Origin of the sequence: Niallia circulans NBRC 13626 (assembly GCF_001591585.1) — a bacterium.
GTDB classification, from domain to species: Bacteria; Bacillota; Bacilli; order Bacillales; family Cytobacillaceae; genus Niallia; species Niallia circulans.
Genome location: NZ_BCVE01000005.1, coordinates 242,996 through 261,304 on the forward strand (window position 1 = coordinate 242,996; position 18,309 = coordinate 261,304).

Annotated in this window: 11 protein-coding genes; 3 read left to right on the top strand and 8 right to left on the bottom strand. The window is 36.6% G+C overall.

Translation table 11 applies throughout. From position 1 onward, the window contains the following. Positions 1-406 precede the first annotated feature (406 nt). The gene (locus BCI01S_RS08730) at positions 407-6,370 is read right to left on the bottom strand and encodes a lamin tail domain-containing protein (protein WP_235844468.1); all 5,964 of its coding nucleotides are present in this window, start codon (positions 6,368-6,370) and stop codon (positions 407-409) included. Between the two features lie 223 nt (positions 6,371-6,593). Here BCI01S_RS08730 and BCI01S_RS08735 point away from each other — a divergent pair, with 223 nt between their 5' ends. The 3 genes from BCI01S_RS08735 to BCI01S_RS08750 all read left to right on the top strand — a co-directional run bounded on the left by BCI01S_RS08735 (position 6,594) and on the right by BCI01S_RS08750 (position 9,147). Beyond that, on the top strand, positions 6,594-6,929 hold the full coding sequence (locus BCI01S_RS08735) for a PadR family transcriptional regulator (protein WP_047944476.1): 336 nt from the start codon (positions 6,594-6,596) through the stop codon (positions 6,927-6,929). After that, positions 6,922-7,893 carry a permease prefix domain 1-containing protein gene (locus BCI01S_RS08740; protein WP_047944477.1) on the top strand — a complete coding sequence of 324 codons (972 nt, stop codon included), beginning with the start codon at positions 6,922-6,924 and terminating at the stop codon, positions 7,891-7,893. Before BCI01S_RS08735 ends, BCI01S_RS08740 begins: the two co-directional genes overlap by 8 nt. A gap of 375 nt (positions 7,894-8,268) precedes the next feature. Then, positions 8,269-9,147 (top strand): VanW family protein, encoded by an 879-nt coding sequence (locus BCI01S_RS08750; protein ID WP_047942136.1) that lies wholly within the window; start codon positions 8,269-8,271, stop codon positions 9,145-9,147. A 67-nt stretch (positions 9,148-9,214) separates the two neighbouring features. Here BCI01S_RS08750 and BCI01S_RS08755 read toward each other — a convergent pair whose 3' ends face one another. The 7 genes from BCI01S_RS08755 to BCI01S_RS08785 form a co-directional block, all read right to left on the bottom strand. Beyond that, positions 9,215-10,219 (bottom strand): ABC transporter permease, encoded by a 1,005-nt coding sequence (locus BCI01S_RS08755; RefSeq protein WP_061798146.1) that lies wholly within the window; start codon positions 10,217-10,219, stop codon positions 9,215-9,217. Between the two features lie 4 nt (positions 10,220-10,223). Next, a complete protein-coding gene (locus tag BCI01S_RS08760; protein WP_047942134.1) occupies positions 10,224-11,732 on the bottom strand; it encodes a sugar ABC transporter ATP-binding protein in 1,509 nt (502 codons plus the stop codon). A gap of 120 nt (positions 11,733-11,852) precedes the next feature. Next, on the bottom strand, positions 11,853-12,791 hold the full coding sequence (locus BCI01S_RS08765) for a sugar ABC transporter substrate-binding protein (protein ID WP_061798148.1): 939 nt from the start codon (positions 12,789-12,791) through the stop codon (positions 11,853-11,855). A 68-nt stretch (positions 12,792-12,859) separates the two neighbouring features. Beyond that, positions 12,860-13,897, bottom strand: a complete 1,038-nt coding sequence (locus BCI01S_RS08770; RefSeq protein ID WP_172885249.1) for a Gfo/Idh/MocA family oxidoreductase — start codon at positions 13,895-13,897, stop codon at positions 12,860-12,862. 301 nt (positions 13,898-14,198) lie between these two features. After that, complete coding sequence (locus tag BCI01S_RS08775; protein WP_061798150.1) at positions 14,199-15,191, bottom strand: LacI family DNA-binding transcriptional regulator; 993 nt, start codon at positions 15,189-15,191, stop codon at positions 14,199-14,201. 169 nt (positions 15,192-15,360) lie between these two features. Next, a complete protein-coding gene (locus BCI01S_RS08780; protein ID WP_061798152.1) occupies positions 15,361-16,344 on the bottom strand; it encodes a ring-cleaving dioxygenase in 984 nt (327 codons plus the stop codon). 514 nt (positions 16,345-16,858) lie between these two features. Next, complete coding sequence (locus BCI01S_RS08785) at positions 16,859-18,076, bottom strand: cytochrome P450 family protein (RefSeq protein WP_047942129.1); 1,218 nt, start codon at positions 18,074-18,076, stop codon at positions 16,859-16,861. Between the last annotated feature and the right edge of the window lie 233 nt (positions 18,077-18,309).

The following is an 18,309-nucleotide window of genomic DNA, read 5'->3' on the forward strand; positions in this document are numbered from 1 at the left end:
AGGAAATGAATGGGGAATCGTGGTATAGGGAAAATTCTATCAACTTACTTTTTCTAGTGTCGTTATTAAGTATGGAAAATAAATATCTTGTGTTGTAAATATGTTTTTCATAACCATCTAAATATTCGATTTTTCAAACGATAACTGTTTTTATTTCTTTTGACCTCCTTTTATAACCGTAAGATTTTAATGAAGAGCGAGATAAGTAAGGGAGCTGAAAGGTTAATATTCGTGAAGATAGTGTAGATAATTCCAATATATTATTATCATATTGAAAATAGTACATTTTATAGTTAAAGAGCGATAGTTTTAATAAATAGATTCTACCGCTCTTTATTGTTATTGATAAATGATTATTAGAATTCCCTGTAGTTAAACCGCAAATAGGAATAAATGGAACCAGATCCTATATTTCTCTACGTATTCTACTCCAGTAAGCAACTACCATTCCTCCAATTAATAACACTAATCCTACCAGCATAATTGTATAATTTGCTGTAGCTGTATTCGGGAGTATGCTGGACTGATTATTTTTTGGTTCACTTGGATTGGTAACACTTGAATTCGGCTGTGTTGGCTCTTCACTTCCTCCATCATTTCCTCCTGGAGTCGGCTGTGTTGGCTCCTCGCTTCCTCCATCATCTCCCCCTGGATTCGGCTGCGTTGGCTTCTCGCTTCCTCCATCATCTCCTCCTGGATTCGGCTGCGTTGGCTCCTCGCTTCCTCCATCACCTGGTTCTGCTGGAATTTCTGGTGCCGGCTGGCCTTTGGCAAAAGACCAAATATCGGAAGTTACTGACCCTGTATAATGATCAGAAGCTACTACGTACCAATCATATACTTGCCCTTCTTTTAGATTCTTCCATGCTATTTCAGCAATCTCGCCACTTGCTACATTTTCTTGCTTGCCGATTTCTTCCTTTGTATAAACATTTACTGCAAAGTAATCCGTAGCGACTTGTTTCTCTTGGACTGTTAAATCTAAATCAATAGCCAATTCATCTTTCAATGGATACTCTATTGGATCATAGAAATTATAATCATCTAAATATGGTGAATACGTATTAATAAGAATTCTATTATTCTTTTGATCAAAATGAAGTAGTTTCATATAGCCTTGCCCGCCTTCTGGACCACCTTGATAGTCGCCAAGCATTTGGTAGACTTTTCTATCGGCTTTTCCGTCCTGATCATCATCCACTTCACTGATTAATGTCTCCGAATCATGATAATGTCCACTTAATACAAGAAAGACATTTTCATTCTTCTCTACTATCTTCTGGAAAATTTCTTCCCCAATCGGGCTTCTATTTCCGGAAACTAATAAGTATTCATGAAAATTAAGAATGGCTTTACGATCTGGATATTGTTTTAGTACATCATTTATCCATTTCATATCCTCGTCGTTTACTCCCCAGCCCATATATACCATGATAAAGTCATTTCCACCAGCAGAAATCAAATCATAATGACCACGATTATTCTTGTAAGATTCTCCGTAAAATGGCTTATCTTTAAACCGATATTCTCCGAACCATTTAGAGAATTCTTTGTAGTCATTAGATAATTGGTTCACATCATGGTTTCCGGCAAGCACGCCATAGGGAATTTTATTTTCTTCTAACGTTCGCATATATTCATCTGCATACACCCATTGTTTCTCATCATCAAACTCGTCGACAACATCACCAGTATGCATGACATATTTAATTTTCATCTCTTCTTGTTTTTCCGCAATCCATTCTGTTTGTCGCTTATAAATATATGGATAGCTCTCTGCATAATATTGCGTATCTGACATCCAAACAAATGTATAATCATATTCATCTGGTGTGCTTGGAATTTCATCTTGAATTAACACATTAACTTTATTCGCCTCATCAGCAAATGCCCTGACATCGACGTTTGCTTTTAATGTGAAATCTTCAGGACCCGCAATTTTATATGTTAGTAGCTTCCATTTATTTTCTTGAATGCTCCAAGCATACATGGAAACCTTTCTTCCTTGCAGTGATTTTCCGTTCCACACTAGCTCCACTTTATCTTGATTACTAATAGAAGGATCGAGCGCTACTTCAAAGCGATGATAAGGGAATTTAGTACTTGAATTCGTTGTTAGATACTTTCCGTCTAAGGAAGAAATCGCTGAAACATCCTTAGCAGTTAATGCCTTTTCCCCTGCTGGTGCCAGCTCAACTGGTGGTTCTGTGTCACTAGCATTTTCAAATGATTTTACTTTACTATCCGATGCTTCATATTTATATCCTTTATAATACGTAACATCCATCGAATCATTTGTTGGATCCGTTACCTTTACCTTCAATTTCGGATTGCCTTCGACTGGTGCTGCTGTGTTATTAGCTGGTGCAATTAATTCTGGCTTATTGGGATTTTCATTTGTCACAGAGAAGGAAATATCGGATTCTCCTTTATTGCCTGCCTTATCTACTGCGACCATTTTTAAGGTATGCTTTCCTGGAGCAAGCTTGGAAGAAGCCGTATCGAATGGTACCTTTATCTCCTCTTCATCAAGGGTTACTTCCAGTGATTCTACACCAGCAAGTGTATCTTCTGCACTCGCTTCAATGGTAAAGACACCCTTATATTCTTTCTCTGCTTCTATATTTGTTTTAATTACTGGGGCTGTATTATCTACTTTTACAGTAGCAGCTGCTTCCCTTTTTCCATCTGTTGCTTTAATACTATAAGCTCCATCAGAAACAGACGTAGTGTCCCAGACATAGGCTTTTGCTTTTGACTGCTCTTCTGTTATCGTAAAAGTAAAATCTTCGAATGGACGATATGTGCCATCATCCCCCATATCGAATACTTGAGAAGGATCCGCCTTTTGAGGGTCTCTAATAACAGTACCATCAGCTAAAATTAACCTTACATTTCTTAGATTATAATCATCTCTATTTTCTTCACTTTCTTCTAATTGGAATGGAGAAGCCTTATTCCCCGAGCGAACGGTAATAATATTTTCTCCGACGGCTAATTTATTAGGGTCAATCGGAATCGTAAAAGTTTTCCAATCAGAATTATTATCCTTATCCAAAAGGTGGATTATTTCCTCTCCCATTGTAATAGCATTTTTGAAATACATATTCAAACCGCTAATATCAACAGCAAGATAAGCTTGTGTCTCTAATGTGCTGTAGGTGCTTTCCTCTACTTTTTTCCCATCAATAAAAAGTTCTACATCCGCAGCGGCTGTTTCTTTGGATACTGCTTTTAAGATTGCTTTTCCAGTTAAAATATCATCATCTTTAACATTTAAATAGATAGGTGCATTGCTTATTTCATTTTTAATAGTAATGACATATCTTTCGGATGTTACCTCATTTTGCCCATCTGTGGTAACGAAATAATATTCGATTTTCTCTTTCGCAATAAAGTTAGCTGCCGATAAAATAGTGGCATAATATTCGCTGTCGCTCGCATCTACTGTTAATAATATTTTTTCATAATCTGTTTGATCATTTGTACGATAATACAAAAGCACAGATTTAATTCCCTTATCATCGGTTGCTTTTGCTCGAATGGTTAAATCATTCATCTGCTGAATTTCTTGAACATTCGTAGCGTTGATGAGAGTTGGCGGAACCGTATCATCCTCTACATGAACTGGCTCGTTCGGCACTTGTGACGGTTCTATGGAGCCAGGTGTTCCTAATTTTGTTTTCGAACTAATTTTGACCGATTGCGTGGAGCCATCCTCCGGGAATTTATAAAGAACGCCCATATTCATTGCCGTATCTAATTGCGCTGCCTCATCATTATAATAAGCAACATTTATCTCTTCTTTTGTATTCGTGGCAATTACTAGACCACGCATACTTCCATTGGCCATGCCATCACTTTTAATACGAACAATATCTTTATTTTCGACAAGGTTTGTCCCATAATTCGCATTAAAATCAGCTACTGTTTTATCCCCATTTTGAGAATTAATCACCCAGAAGACAAGAGTGCCTTGCGGTTCGATTATCGTATCATCTGGTACAGATGGCCAAATCATATCTGTATTAGGGTCTGCATTATAGCGATATTGAATTTTATAATCCTTGAAGTTTATTGCCTTATCGGTATTATTATAGATTTCGATGTATTCATAGCCATCTGCAGTCCCGACATTAGCACTATCAGGCACTATTTCTGTAATAAGCAATTTCGGAACTTTGGTAAAATCAATATCCGTTTTCTCCACCGAAATTGTATATTCTTCGGTTTTGCTTTCGTTGATTCCATCACTAGCTGCCAAATAATAAATAATGTCTCCATCTATATCTGCTGCTGGTATAGTTGCTGAGTATTTCCCTTGCGTATCCTTTAAAAGAGATACAGATTTAAAATTTTCATCCGCTGATTTTTTATACTGTAAAGTCACAATTGGGTTTGCTGTCTCATTATCCGTTACCTTTGCTTCTACTGTAACAGCCGTAAATGCTTTTGCTGTTTTCATTGCTTGATGAGAAATGACCGGTGGTTCCGTATCTTTCGGAACATCAGGTAGATCCACTATATTAGTTGGAACTTGGTCTGCTTCTATTTTCCCAGGTGTAGGATCTGCTAATACTTTATACTTAACCATTTCCGTTCCCGCTTGAGGAAATTGATAATGAACCACTTTGCCATTATTATCATTTTCAGAACCTAAATAACTAGCTGAAATCGTGATATTCCCTTTGGCATCTTTGATTTCAAGAGCACGATTACCCCCATTCGCGAAACCTGGGAATGTTTGATCTGTAAACATTACTACTTCGTTACTTGTAAGATTTGCCCCATACTCTTTATTAAAATCAGCTAATGTTTTATTTCCATTATTAAACCAGAATACAAGCTTCTCTTTTGACTTTATTTCAGTTGCTGGTAATGGAAAGAGAATCGGCTCTCTCGAATTATCCGTATATACATAGTAGAAAGTGTAACTTGCTGTGTTCAATGTTTGGTTGGAATTATTATATAGCTCAAAGTATTCGTAATAATCTGTGCCTCCTCCCATTGAATTAGGAGCAAGTTCTGTGATTAAAAGGGGGCGATCGCTATATGTATCTTGCACTGGTTCCTTCTCTGGTTCTTTTTCTAATTCGATTGTATATTCGGATGTTTTTGATATATTCATGCCATCTGAAGCTTCCAGATAATAGACTACTTTGCCCAATGCAGCCTCTTTAGGTATGCTGGCTGTGAATTTTTGTGGTTGGGCTGAATCTTGTTTCATCTCTAATACCTTTAACTCTGTGTCTGTTTTACCTTGATAATACAAGGTAGCTGTTGGATTTTTTCTATCATCTACAATAGTGGCTTCGATAGAAATTGCCTCTCCTGCTTTCATGGTTGTTTTTGCTTCATGCGTTATGACAGGAGCTTCTGTATCTTTAGTTTCGGGATTCACTGGAACTTGCTCTGCTGGTACTTGTCCATCACTTAATGTACCTGGTGTTGGGGCAGCCTTAACTTCCTGCTTTACCATCTCTGTACCTTCAGTTGGAAAAGCATAATGAACATCTGCACCTGTATTGTCCGTTTCACCTGGTAAATAGTTTGCTGATACTACTTCCTGCCCTGCAAGGTTTTTTATTAGGACACCTCGATTACCACCATTGGCAAAACCTGAAAAATCCCCTTTAATGGAAATTACTTGTTGTTCTGTTAATGAAGTACTAAAATGCTTGTTGAAATCCTCTACTGAAAGTTCCTTGACATTAAACCAAAGAACAATGGTTTCTTGGGGTGCTAGTGTGGCTGCTGGAATAGACATTATTTTATCTGCTGTATTACCGCCTATGTATTGGTAATAAAAATAATAGCTATTTAAGTCTATTGGCTGATTAGTGTTATTATAGACCTCAATAAATTCGAAGTTATCGGTTCCTTTCGAATCAGGAGCTAGCTCGGTAATAAGTAATGGCGGTAGTTTTGTGTAATCAACAGATTCTTGTTGATTCTCTGCTTTCTCCTGATTTTGTTCCGTATTATTTGTTATTTCCTCTTTTGCTGGTTCCTTCTCTTCCGTTTCCTGAGGCTTATCCACTTCCTCTATTACTGATTCTTCCTTTTGTTCAGCAGTCAGAGTTGATTTCTTCTCTTTGGAAGTAGATGAGGATTCATTTTCATGCTGATCCGTTTCCTCTACTTTTTCTTCTTCGACTGTTTCTCCCTTCTCTTTGTCGGTTGTAGTCTCAGGTACTTCTACCGTGTTATTTTCTACTGTCTTTGGCGGGTTTTCCTCTACTTTTTTACCAGTTGGTTCTGCCGCATACATCGTTAAACCTGGAAAAATAGGAAAATAGGTTGAAAAGAAAAAAACCCCCATCACAAAGATGACCAAAGCCCTCTTTGTTATCCTCTTTTTTATAGTCACAAGCTCATTCCTCCCTTAAGGTGATTATCCTACTCAGTCAAATCATAGAGCTCCTATTTTAAGGAACCTTTAAGCAAGTATTAATAAACATAAAATTTATGTAAAGAAAGGGAAATCAGAAATTTTTAACATTTTTACTTCACCTGTCGTAGTATATATGGTAAAGTATAATTACTACGACAGACATAGTATGATAGATGAAGTATTTGGAAGGGGTGATTTTTTGATTAGCAGTGATGTCATTCGCGGATATAATGACACCATCATTCTTTTTTTACTATTAGAAAAGGATTCTTATGGTTATGAAATTTCAAAAGATATACGAACATTAACTAACGAAAAATACATTATTAAAGAAACAACCCTTTATTCTGCGTTTAATCGATTAATCAAAAATAACTATATTCATTCCTATTACAAAGAAGGAGAATTTGGAAAAAGAAGAACTTATTACACCATAACGTCAGAAGGCAGAAAATATTATCAGGAAAAATGCCAAGAATGGTTCGTAACCCAGGAAGTAATTAACTTATTTATTAAGGAGGGATATAATGAATAGCATTATAAATTATTTAGACAATGTCTTTGCCAGCTTACCAAAAACTTTAGAAATGGAAACACTGAAACAAGAAATGCTCTCAAATATGGAGGATAAATATAATGAATTAAAAAAGGCTGGAAAAATGGAACATGAAGCAATTGGGATTGTCATCTCTGAATTTGGTAATATGGATGAACTGTTAAGTGAGCTTGATCTTCCCTTAACCGAGGAAACATCATTAGAACGCCAACTTACTGAAGAAGAAGTAACAACTTTTTTACAAAAAACAGCAAAGGCAATGAATTTTATCGGTATCGGTGTGATGCTGTGTATACTTGGTTCCGCCCTGCTAATTCTCAGCCTTCAAATGTATGATCAAGGATTGCTGAACGGCATAACCGAAAACACAGCCACTTTAATCGGTGTTGCTCAATTACTTTTATTCGTAGCAATCGCTGTTAGTTTATTCATTTATAGTGGCCAGCTGTTAGAAAAATATAAATTTATGGAAAAAACAGCTAGTTTTGAGCTTTCCATTCCTTTAAAAAAGAAAATAACGGCAGAAAAAGATGCTTATCAGCCAATCTTTTTTCGTTCCGTAACTATCGGTGTAGCATTATGTATTTTATCCCCAATTGCAATACTAGTAACCTCTGGTATCAGTGATCAAGCAGCGGTTTATGGGGTCTGTCTTTTATTAGCCTTTATTGCAATAGCAGTATATCTATTTATTATTAGTGGCGGCAAAAAAGATGCATATGAAAAGCTGTTAAAAGTTGAAGACTATTCCTTCGAAAAAGAAAAAGAGGATAAAGTAATCGGTGCCTTTGCAGCGGTTATCTGGCCACTAGCTGTTGTCATTTTCTTAATTACTGGCATCGTGTATGGAAACTGGCATATCAATTGGATTATCTTCCCAATAGCTGGACTGCTAATGGCCATGTTTAGCGGTGCGTACACCATTATTAAAAAAGATAGATAGAAAAACGGTTATTGTGAAGTCATAGCCTCACAAAAACAGGTGGATATCAGCCAAACTCGAGGGCTTATCAGCCAAACTCGAGGGTTTATCAGCCAAACTCGAGGGCTTATCAGCCAAACTCGAGGACTTATCAGCCAAACTCGAGGACTTATCAGCCAAACTCGGGGGCTTATCAGCCAAACTCGGGGGCTTATCAGCCAAAGTAGAGAGACTATCAGCCAAAGCAGCATCCAAAAATGTCTCTCTGCTTCTTTACAATCTTCGCACTTCCAAGTGAATACCTCTACTACCTCATTAAAATTACAATTAAGTACATTAAATAAAAAAACAAACACATATTAATGAATAACGGAGATCTTTACGGAGGTATTTCTTATGTATGTTCATTTTTTACTCGGAGTGCTGCTATTTTCTCATTCTGTACTTTTATCAGGTGATTTTATTAAAGCAACTGAAAGTATATCACAACCTAAAGGTAAGAAAGAAGAAAATTTTTTATGGAAGTCCCCTGGTTTACCTGTTATCCATACAGATGAGTTCAATAAAGTAATGGATGAAATAGATAAAAAAGTGTATATCGCACCAAAAGATGCTGCCGTCAATAAATATGGAGAGATTGTCCCTGAAGAAGTTGGTTATCGTCTGCATCGAGTTAAATTTATAGAGCAAATGTATGCACATTATTTTAATGATACTTCTAGTAACAAAGGGTACCCCCTAGAAGTGATTTATCCTAAGGTAGATAGTGAATTGTTAGAAAGTATTCGCCGCAAAAAAATAGGTAGATATATAACATCTTTTAACAAGGGAAATAAAGAACGGAGCATGAATATTTCCCTAGCTACAGAAGCGATTAATAACAGTGTCATTTTTCCAAATGAAAAATTTTCCTTTAATCAAATTGTTGGGAAAAGAACTGTGGAAAAGGGATATTTACAGGCTCCTGTAATTATTCATGGGAAATTTTCAGAAGATATTGGCGGTGGAATTTGCCAAGTTTCCTCTACCCTTTTTAATGCTGTAGATAATGCGGGATTAAATATCATTCAACGATATTCACATAGTAGAAAAATCTCTTATGTTCCGCCCAAGCGAGATGCCACCGTCAGCTGGGACGGACCAGATTTTGTTTTTGAAAATAACTACGAACTTCCCGTCCTTATTCAAGCCAAAATGTTAGGACATCATTTACTCATAGAGATCTATTCAGCAGAAACTATTTCTTATCAGCCTAGAAAAGTTCCCTATCTATAAAGGGCAAGCACAGGGACGGTTCTTGTGAGAAGGATTCAACTCTACAAGAACCCTCCCTTCATTTCCTTTAATCTTTTTTTGATCTTCTTTGTCTGATAACATCTACGAATACTGCTGCTATAATAACCACCCCAATTACGGTCATTTGAAAGTCTGCTGATACGTTCAATAGGTTTAATCCATTGCGGAGAACGGCTATAATCATGGCTCCAATTAAGGTTCCCCATACGGTTCCAACTCCACCAAAGAAGCTGGCGCCGCCTATAATTACTGCTGCAATAGCATCTAATTCATACGAAAGGCCTGCAAGTGGAAAGGCAGAATTTACTCGCCCCACCATTACTAATCCTGCAAGTGCGGCCATAAAGCCACTTATGGAATAAACAATGATTAGGACTCTGTTTACATTAATTCCTGATAAGTGTGCAGCTTCCTTATTACCGCCAATTGCATAAATATATCTTCCTGTTTTCGTACGGGTTAAGAAAAGATGGAAGATAACATACATAATAAGAACCAATACGAAACTAACCGGAATAGGACCGACAAACTCTCTCCCCAAAAATTGAATCAAATAAGGAAAACCAGCGATTGGAGCTGCTGCTGTGATAATAAGGGCTAACCCTCTCGCTATATTCATTGTTCCTAAAGTGGATATAAACGGATGTGGTAAACGCAGCTTTGTCAGCATAATTCCGTTTAGCCAGCCAAAGAATCCCCCCACTAATAAACATACTAAAATTCCAACTACAGGAGGAACTCCCATATTCACAACCACGACTCCCATTACCATAATGGATATAGCAAGAATAGACCCAACAGATAAATCAATGCCCGCTGTTAAGATCGGCAGCAGCATCCCGAGTCCTAGTAAAGCATTAATAGAAGATTGACGAGCAATATTCATTAAGTTATTTAGTGTCAAAAATCGATCGGATAAAAACGTTAAAATAATGCTTAGTACAACTAAGCCAATAACCGCACCAAATTTATCTAAATAATATCGGAATGATTTTTTTCTTTCCTGGGCCTTAATTTCTGCCTGCACATCATTTATCGCTGCTTTTGACATACTATCACCCTCCTGTAGCTGCTTTCATAATCGTTTCTTGTGTCGCTTCTGTTCGATCTAAAGTAGCAGTTATCTTTCCTTCATGCATGACAATAATACGGTCACACATACCAAGAATTTCAGGTAAATCTGAAGATATCATTATCACAGTCGCACCGTTTTCTACCAGCTGATTCATTAACCGATATACTTCTACCTTCGCTCCAACATCAATCCCTCTCGTTGGCTCATCAAAAATAAACACCTTTGCTTTCGTTTCCAGCCATTTTGCAATCACAACTTTTTGCTGGTTTCCTCCACTTAGTTTTCTTGCATTTAGCTCCACATTATTCGGCCTGACCTGAAGCTCTTGAATATATGAATTGGCCACATTTCTAATTTGCTGAAGATTGATCAACTTTGATTTTTTTCCTTGAAAGCCCTTCATATTAGCTAATGCGATATTAAAATCAAGCGGCTGATCCAATAGCAAGCCTTCACTTTTACGATCTTCTGTAATAAAGGCAATTCCTGCATTGATAGCATCTCTCGGTGTTCGGATGGAAACTTCTTTTCCTTCTACAAAAATCTTCCCCCCATCTTTTGGATCGGCTGCAAAGATCGCCCTTGCAAGTTCTGTTCTGCCCGCACCCACCAAACCAGAAAATCCAACAATTTCTCCGTGATTAACATGAAAATTTATTGGATGAAGAGTCCCTTTCACTGTTAAATTTTCAACTCGGAACCCCTCCTTTCCTAATGGAAAATTCTTCTTCGGATATTTTTCATCTAATGACCTTCCAACCATTAACTCAATCCATTGATCGCTACTAGTTGTTTTTACAGGCAATGTCTCAATTTTATAGCCATCTCTTAAAATGGTTACTCGATCCCCTATTCGCTTAATTTCTTCCAAGCGATGGGATATAAAAACGATTGCCATTCCCTTTTTCGTTAAATTCTCAACCGTATCATATAATTGTTCTACTTCTGCCCCGCTTAAACTCGATGTTGGCTCATCCATAATGAGTAATTTTGCATCCAAAGTTAGGGCCTTCGCAATTTCAACAAGTTGCTGCTGCCCCATTCCTAATTCACTTAACTCTTTATCCGCAATCGATGGGTCCTGCCCAAGCATTCGTAAATATTCCTTCGCTTTTTCATGCATGCTTTTTCGATTTAAAAAAGATAATTTTCCCTTGTTTTTCAATTCTCTCCCTAAAAAAATGTTTTCATATACTTTAAGCTGTGGGATAACGTTTAACTCTTGATAAATCGTGGCAATGCCTATCTTCATAGAATCGACAGGGGAATTGATGGAGACTAATTGATTCTCCCAATATATTTCTCCGCCATCTTTCTCATATGCACCAGTCAAAATTTTAATTAATGTTGATTTTCCGGCACCATTTTCTCCTAATAAAACATGGACTTCTCCCGCCTTTATTTCGAGATCAATCCCTTTTAGGACATGATTGTTTGAGAAGCTTTTTTTAATCCCTTTCATCACAAGCAATTGTTTCCCATCTTCCATACTTGTTCTCCTTTCTAAGCTTCTATTTCCATGTTTTCTAGTTACGAAGATATCTGTTATAAAGAACATTTATACGAATTCATCCTCAAATAGACAGTAGAACTCATATAGTTACTTTCATTATTTTGCGATTCCTTCAAGGAAATCTAATTTCTCCTGCGCATTGTCAGACGTAATGATATCAATTCCACTATCGATTCTTGATTCTACTTTTTCCCCCTTCATTGCTTTAACAGCATTTTCCACCCCTTTATAGCCCATTTCATATGGATTTTGGGCAATAGATCCAGCTAAATCTCCATCTATAATCGATTGAATTGCTTCAGCAGTTCCATCTGTTCCAATAATCGGAAGTTTAATTCCCTTCGACTCTGTCGCACGTAACGCCCCTATTGCCATATCATCATTTGCCGAAAATATCCCTTTAATATTAGGATTATTTTGCAAAATATTTTCCACTACTGAATTAGCTTTTGTTTTATCACTATCTGCAGGCTGCTCAGCCACAATAACCATTCCTGCTTCTTCTAGAGACTCTTTCGCACCTTTAATACGTTGATCCATTGCTGTATTTCCTAACGCTCCACCAAGCAGAGCAACTTCATCTCCTTTTTTTAGGAAAGAAGCAAGCAGTTTTCCGCCCTCTTTCCCTGCTGTTAAATTATCTGTACCAATAAAAGAAGTTTTTCCAGAAAAATCGGCGTCCGTATCAATAAAAAGGACCGGCACATTCGCTTGCTCTAACACTGGTACGACAGTATCTGGTTGGGTTGGAGATACAACAAGTGCACCTATCCCTTGGTTTAAAGAATCCTCAATCATGTTAACTTGTTCCATAATTTGTGACTCAGAAGCAGGTCCCACAATAGTAACATCCACACCTAAGTCTTTTCCTGCTGCCTTCGCTCCTGCTTCTACATACTTCCAGTAAGGACTACTCAATGTTTTCAATACAACCGCAACGCTTCCATCTTCCCCGCTTCCGGATGCACTCTTGCCACATCCCACCATCGCAATTACTAAACCAATAATCGTAAGCAACAAACCAAATTTTTTCATAGCATATACCCCTCTATTCTCGATTATTTTTTTTAAATAGTAATGACAATAAAGATGAGCTGAACCAATTAATCTATATTTGCTATGGCACTTTCTTCCTTTGCTAATGAGACCGGTTGTTGTGTTAGATAAGAAGATCTTGCTGCATAAGAAATTTGAAGCGCTTTCAATCCGTCGTAAGCTGTAACGGAAGCATGTTTATTTTCTCGAATGCCTCGAAAGAAATCATCTAATTCTAAATAGTAAGCATCTGCGAATCTTTCTGGAAAATGAGGGAGAATATTATGTGTCTTACCTGCCTTTGTAAAGATATGAAGATTATGCTGCTGTAAGTTATCTCCTACCACTATGGTTCCTTCTGAACCAATAATTTCGGCGCGGATATCATAGCCATAGTAAGCATTTCTGCTAGCTTCAACATCGCCAGCTGCACCTGATTCAAACTCTATATAGGAAAGCGCTTGATCAATATCGTTATATTTTTCCACAAAAGGATATTTAACTACTTTCCCATTAGCGGAAACCTTGCTGATTTCGGATGCTAATAAATATCTTGCTATATCAAAATCATGAATAGAGACGTCCACAAAAATTCCGCCGCTGTTCTGAATAAAGCTTTCGTGAGGACAATCTGGATCCCTTGATATGCCTTTGAAGTAAAGCGGTTTCCCAATGTCTCCAGCAAGTATCCTCTTTTTGGCTTCCGCGTATGCCGGGTCATATCTTCTCATAAAGCCCAATTGGCAATATGTATGATTCTTATCAATTAAACTAGTAATCTCTTTTGCCTCCTGTATATCAATGGTCAATGGCTTTTCCACAAAAATCTTTTTATTAGCAAAAGAAGCCTGCTTTAAAAATTCAAAATGGGTACTTGTTGGCGTAGCAATGATAACGGCTTCTATCGTCTCATCTTGAAATATCGCCTCTGCATTTGAAGTGAATTTAGGAATCTCTAACTCCCTTGCTACTTTCTCCGCTCGGATTATATCAATATCAAAAATAGCAGCGACTTCTACATGTTGAATTCTTGTTGATGCATTTACAGCATGCCAATATCCCAATCTGCCAATTCCCATAACAGCACATTTTGTTTTTTTATTCACCTAATCACTCCCTATATACTGTTTAATCTTTGAATCCCCTTAGTTCTTCATTATTGAACAGATACAACCATAAAGTATTAGAGTTATAAATCCCCTCCTTTTTCTACTTTAGATTTGGTAGTTACATAGATGATTGGTCATACCAAAACCTTTTGGTAAAACGCTTTCTTTTGCAGCTAGGTTCATTTTAGCTGATAATCCCATTTATTGCAACATGATTTATTAAAAAAGTTCTCATGATTTTTTCATTATTTGAGTAACTATTGAGCAACTTTGATGTCAACTCATTTTACATTTCGTATCACAACGTAGAATCGCGAATGATTAATTCGGGAGTAAATAGTAAACGCTGTTTATATTTACTTGGCTGCTCCATTTCTTCCATAAGCAAATCGACTACTTTCGAAGCCATTTCCTGAACAGGCTGTGCTATAGTCGTTAATGCCGGGGTAATAACCGTTGATAAAATAGTATTATCAAAGCCAACCACCGAAAGTTTATTAGGAACTTCTATGTCTAAATTCTTCGCTGCTTTAATAATACCTGTTGCTAATAAATCATTACTTGCAAAAATAGCTGTTGGTCTATTCTCCAATGAAAGAAGCTTCATCGCAGCTTCATAGCCCCTTTGATGAGTAGCCTCTGTATAGATAACATATTCATCATATAAAGGGAGATCATATTCTCCTAAAACATCTTTATAACCTACTACCCGTTGATGATTACTTCTAATTTTCTCGGCTATCATGGCAATTCGCTGATGTCCTAGCTGTACTAAATGAGAAGTGGCTAAATAACTCCCCTGATAGTCGTCAACTCTGACGGAATGAATGGGAAGCTTAGGAATATCAGAAGCAATCAGTACAACTGGCAATTGCTGATTTTCAATCACTTCTGCCAATATATCCGTATTATGAAACTCAGAAGCTATAATTAATCCATCGACACGCTGTCTAGTTAACAAGGATAAATAATTTTTTTCTTTTTCTTCTTCATTATCAGTACTGCACATCATGACATGAAAGCCAAGTTCTCTACTTCTATTTTCTACTTTCCGCGCAACTTCTGCATAAAAGGGATTGGATATATCAGAAATAAGAAAACCAATTGTTTTCGTCTGCTTTCCCGTTAAGGCAGAAGCCACCACACTTAGTTGGAAATTCAATTCCTTCATAATGCGTTTGACTTTTTTCCGCGTTTCCTCACTAATACGTCCCGTATTATTTATAACTTTCGAAACAGTAGAAATAGAAACCCCAGCTTTCTCTGCCACTTGATAAATCGTCGTTTTCATTACACTAACCCTACTTTCCTCAAACACTATAAATTTAAATATAGTATAAGATAATCTTATTTGCCAGAGTGATGGATCTTGTGAGGACAGTAAATATATGATTCTAAATATAAAAAAGGATGGTTCTATTGAAGTCATTAACCTCTATAGAACCATCCCTCTGTTTGCTTTACAAGTATTCTTTCTTGATTTCTATATTACTGCGCACGGTGTTTATTGGTCTTACGAGCTTTTCAATTTTTTCACGGTTTGGTTCGAGAAATGGTGGTAAGGATAATTTTTCTCCTAATGTTTCATATGGCTCGTCTCCCATAAATCCAGGCCCATCTGTTGCTAATTCAAATAAGATTTGCGGTGCAACATTGGAATATAAAGAACCAAAATAATAGCGCTCTACAAAACCGGAGTTTGGCAATTTAAAACTGCTCAAACGTTCTTGCCATTGATCTAATTCGCCACGATCTTCTACTCGGAAAGCAGCATGGTGAACGGTACCAAACCCTTGTCTTGCTTGTGGAAGAATGGTGTTAAATTCTACGATAACTTGGGCACCATTTCCTCCTTCACCCATTTCAAATAGATGGAATGAACCCTCTTGAGAAGCTTCTTTCATTAAAAACACTTTTTCTAATACTTCCTTAAAGTAATCCAAGTAAGCAGTCCGAACAAATATTGGTCCTAATCCTATAATCGCGAATTCTAATGGAACTGGTCCATTTTGCCACGGAGTCCCTGATGCAACTCCTTCATTTTTTTCATCTGAAATCAGTTGATATTGCTGGTCATCAAAATCTACGAATGACAATGTCTTTTTCCCAAACTGTTCTTGAATTCCTTTATGCTTCACTTCATACTTATCAAAGCGTTTTACCCAATATTCTAAAGCTGCATCTGTCGGCACTCGGAATGATGTTTTGGAAATCTCATTTGTGCCGTGCACTCCTTTTGGTATTCCAGGAAAATCAAAAAATGTCATATCCGTACCTGGACTGCCGACATCATCCGTGAAATATAGATGGTAGGTTTGAATATCATCCTGATTTACTGTTTTCTTAACTAATCTTAGCCCTAATACATAGGTAAAAAACTCATAAATTTTTTCGGCACTGCTTGTAATTGCTGTAATATGATGAAGTCCTTTTAACTCATTCATTATTTATTTCCTCCTATTAATTATCTCGAAATTGAGATATTTATATAAAAAAATATAATTAATTAAGATATCTTTAATTCGAAATAATTTTATCACTTTATTACTTTTTGGTCAATAGGAAAGAATTTCTATCGTGAAAAGAAAAAGTCACTTCTTCTTTTGTTTATAATAATGGAGGTATATAAGGATGTTTGGATATTATGACAGAAATTATTGCAGACAAACTGTTATTTACTGCGCCCTCTAAAAGTTAAAAAGGCAATAAATACATTCTGTAGAGGTGCTTATGGATTATATCAGGATGGTCCAAGTGTAGAAGAGTATAGTCAACATTGTCAGGGATTTGCTATTTTAACTAAAACAGTTGGGAAAGAAAATAGTTAGTACTACTGATTTATGAAGTTCACTGTGTTGGAAATACTGTTGCTTAAAAGTTAATTTAAAAGATTTGGCAGCCCATATTGCAACCAAATCTTTTAGGCATAGTATTTATTACTTTTTCCAATTATATACTTCAAAAAGTAAGCGGAATTTCTTTTGCTCCGCGAATAATAATCCCAGGTCGCCATTCAATTGTGTTTAAATCCTCTTTTAATTTTATTTGCGGTATTTTTTTCAGCAGTTTATTAATCGCAATTTCACCTTCCAGTCTTGCGAGTGGAGCTCCCAGACAGAAATGAACTCCTTTACCAAACGCGATATGGGTATTAGCTTCACGGGTTATATCAAATGAATCTGGTTCAATAAAGTGATTATCGTCACGGTTGGCAGCTGCTAATGCTATAAATACCATATCCCCCTTTTTAATATGTTTTCCTTCAATGATGACATCCTCTGTTGCAAAACGGACATTGCTAACTTCGGCAGGACCGTTATATCTCAATATTTCTTCAATTGCACCATGAATAAGCTCAGGGTGAGATACTAATTTTTCTTTCTGTTCAGGATGTTCTAATAAGGCAAGAATACCATTCCCAATAAGATTAACAGTTGTTTCATGACCGGCAATGATTAAAACGAAAACAAGTGCATATAATTCATTTTCACTTAATACATCTCCTTCATCCTCCACACGCAGAAGATCACTAATTAAGTCATCTTGAAGATGCCTTCTTCTTTCGGCAATTAATTCCTCTAAATACTGGATAAAGGAAATCATCGCGTTTTCAGTCTTTTGAGAAAGCTCTGGATTACTAACTCCTTCCATGATCACATTCGACCATTCCCTGAATTTTTCCTGATCTTTTAAGGGAACACCCAACATTTCGCATATAACAATAATAGGAAGCGGAAAGGCATAGTCCTCTATCAAGTTGATTTCTTGTTTATGCTCAACTTGAAAAAGTAACTCTTCTGCAATTTCCTCTATTCTTCCTCTAAGATTCTCAACCATTTTTGGTGTGAAAGCCTTTTGGATTAAACGTCGTAATCGGCGATGATCTTTCGGGTCTACACTAAGTAAGTTTCTGGAAATTATTTCTTGGTGTGGAGGCAGATTTCCTTTAATAGAAGAGTGGACAGGATAATTTGTAACAAAACGAGAGTCAGCTAACAGTTTGGCGGCATCTTTATATCTTGATATAATCCAGGCAAATTGTCCATTTGGCAATAGAAATCGATGTACTGGATCATTTTTACGAATCTCAGCATAGGCTGGATATGGATTATCGATAAATTTTGTGTTTAGGAAATCAATTTTTGAATTATTGCCATTATGGTTCAGTATAGTCATTAAATGTTCCTCCTCATTTAATTAATCTTATAATTGATTTTAACTTTTTACCCCAATTAACAAAGAAAGAATGCTGCTCGGACGATAAAGCCCATCCCCTATTGCTTGTTCTGCAACGAAACTTAAACAGCATCGTAATTCCCACAACTTTATTCGTCCAGGTTAATTTCATTTCATATGAGTTTTTATTAATGACTTCTAAATTAGTGTAAATAAATATTACCTCTAAATTC

Excerpts from the sequence above, each read along its gene's own strand:
- BCI01S_RS08785 (WP_047942129.1), bottom strand. The coding sequence starts at position 18,076 with ATGACTATACTGAACCATAATGGCAATAATTCAAAAATTGATTTCCTA.
- BCI01S_RS08775 (WP_061798150.1), bottom strand. The coding sequence starts at position 15,191 with ATGAAAACGACGATTTATCAAGTGGCAGAGAAAGCTGGGGTTTCTATT.
- BCI01S_RS08765 (WP_061798148.1), bottom strand. The coding sequence starts at position 12,791 with ATGAAAAAATTTGGTTTGTTGCTTACGATTATTGGTTTAGTAATTGCG.
- BCI01S_RS08755 (WP_061798146.1), bottom strand. The coding sequence starts at position 10,219 with ATGTCAAAAGCAGCGATAAATGATGTGCAGGCAGAAATTAAGGCCCAG.
- BCI01S_RS08780 (WP_061798152.1), bottom strand. The coding sequence starts at position 16,344 with ATGAATGAGTTAAAAGGACTTCATCATATTACAGCAATTACAAGCAGT.
- BCI01S_RS08740 (WP_047944477.1), top strand. The coding sequence starts at position 6,922 with ATGAATAGCATTATAAATTATTTAGACAATGTCTTTGCCAGCTTACCA.
- BCI01S_RS08760 (WP_047942134.1), bottom strand. The coding sequence starts at position 11,732 with ATGGAAGATGGGAAACAATTGCTTGTGATGAAAGGGATTAAAAAAAGC.
- BCI01S_RS08750 (WP_047942136.1), top strand. The coding sequence starts at position 8,269 with ATGTATGTTCATTTTTTACTCGGAGTGCTGCTATTTTCTCATTCTGTA.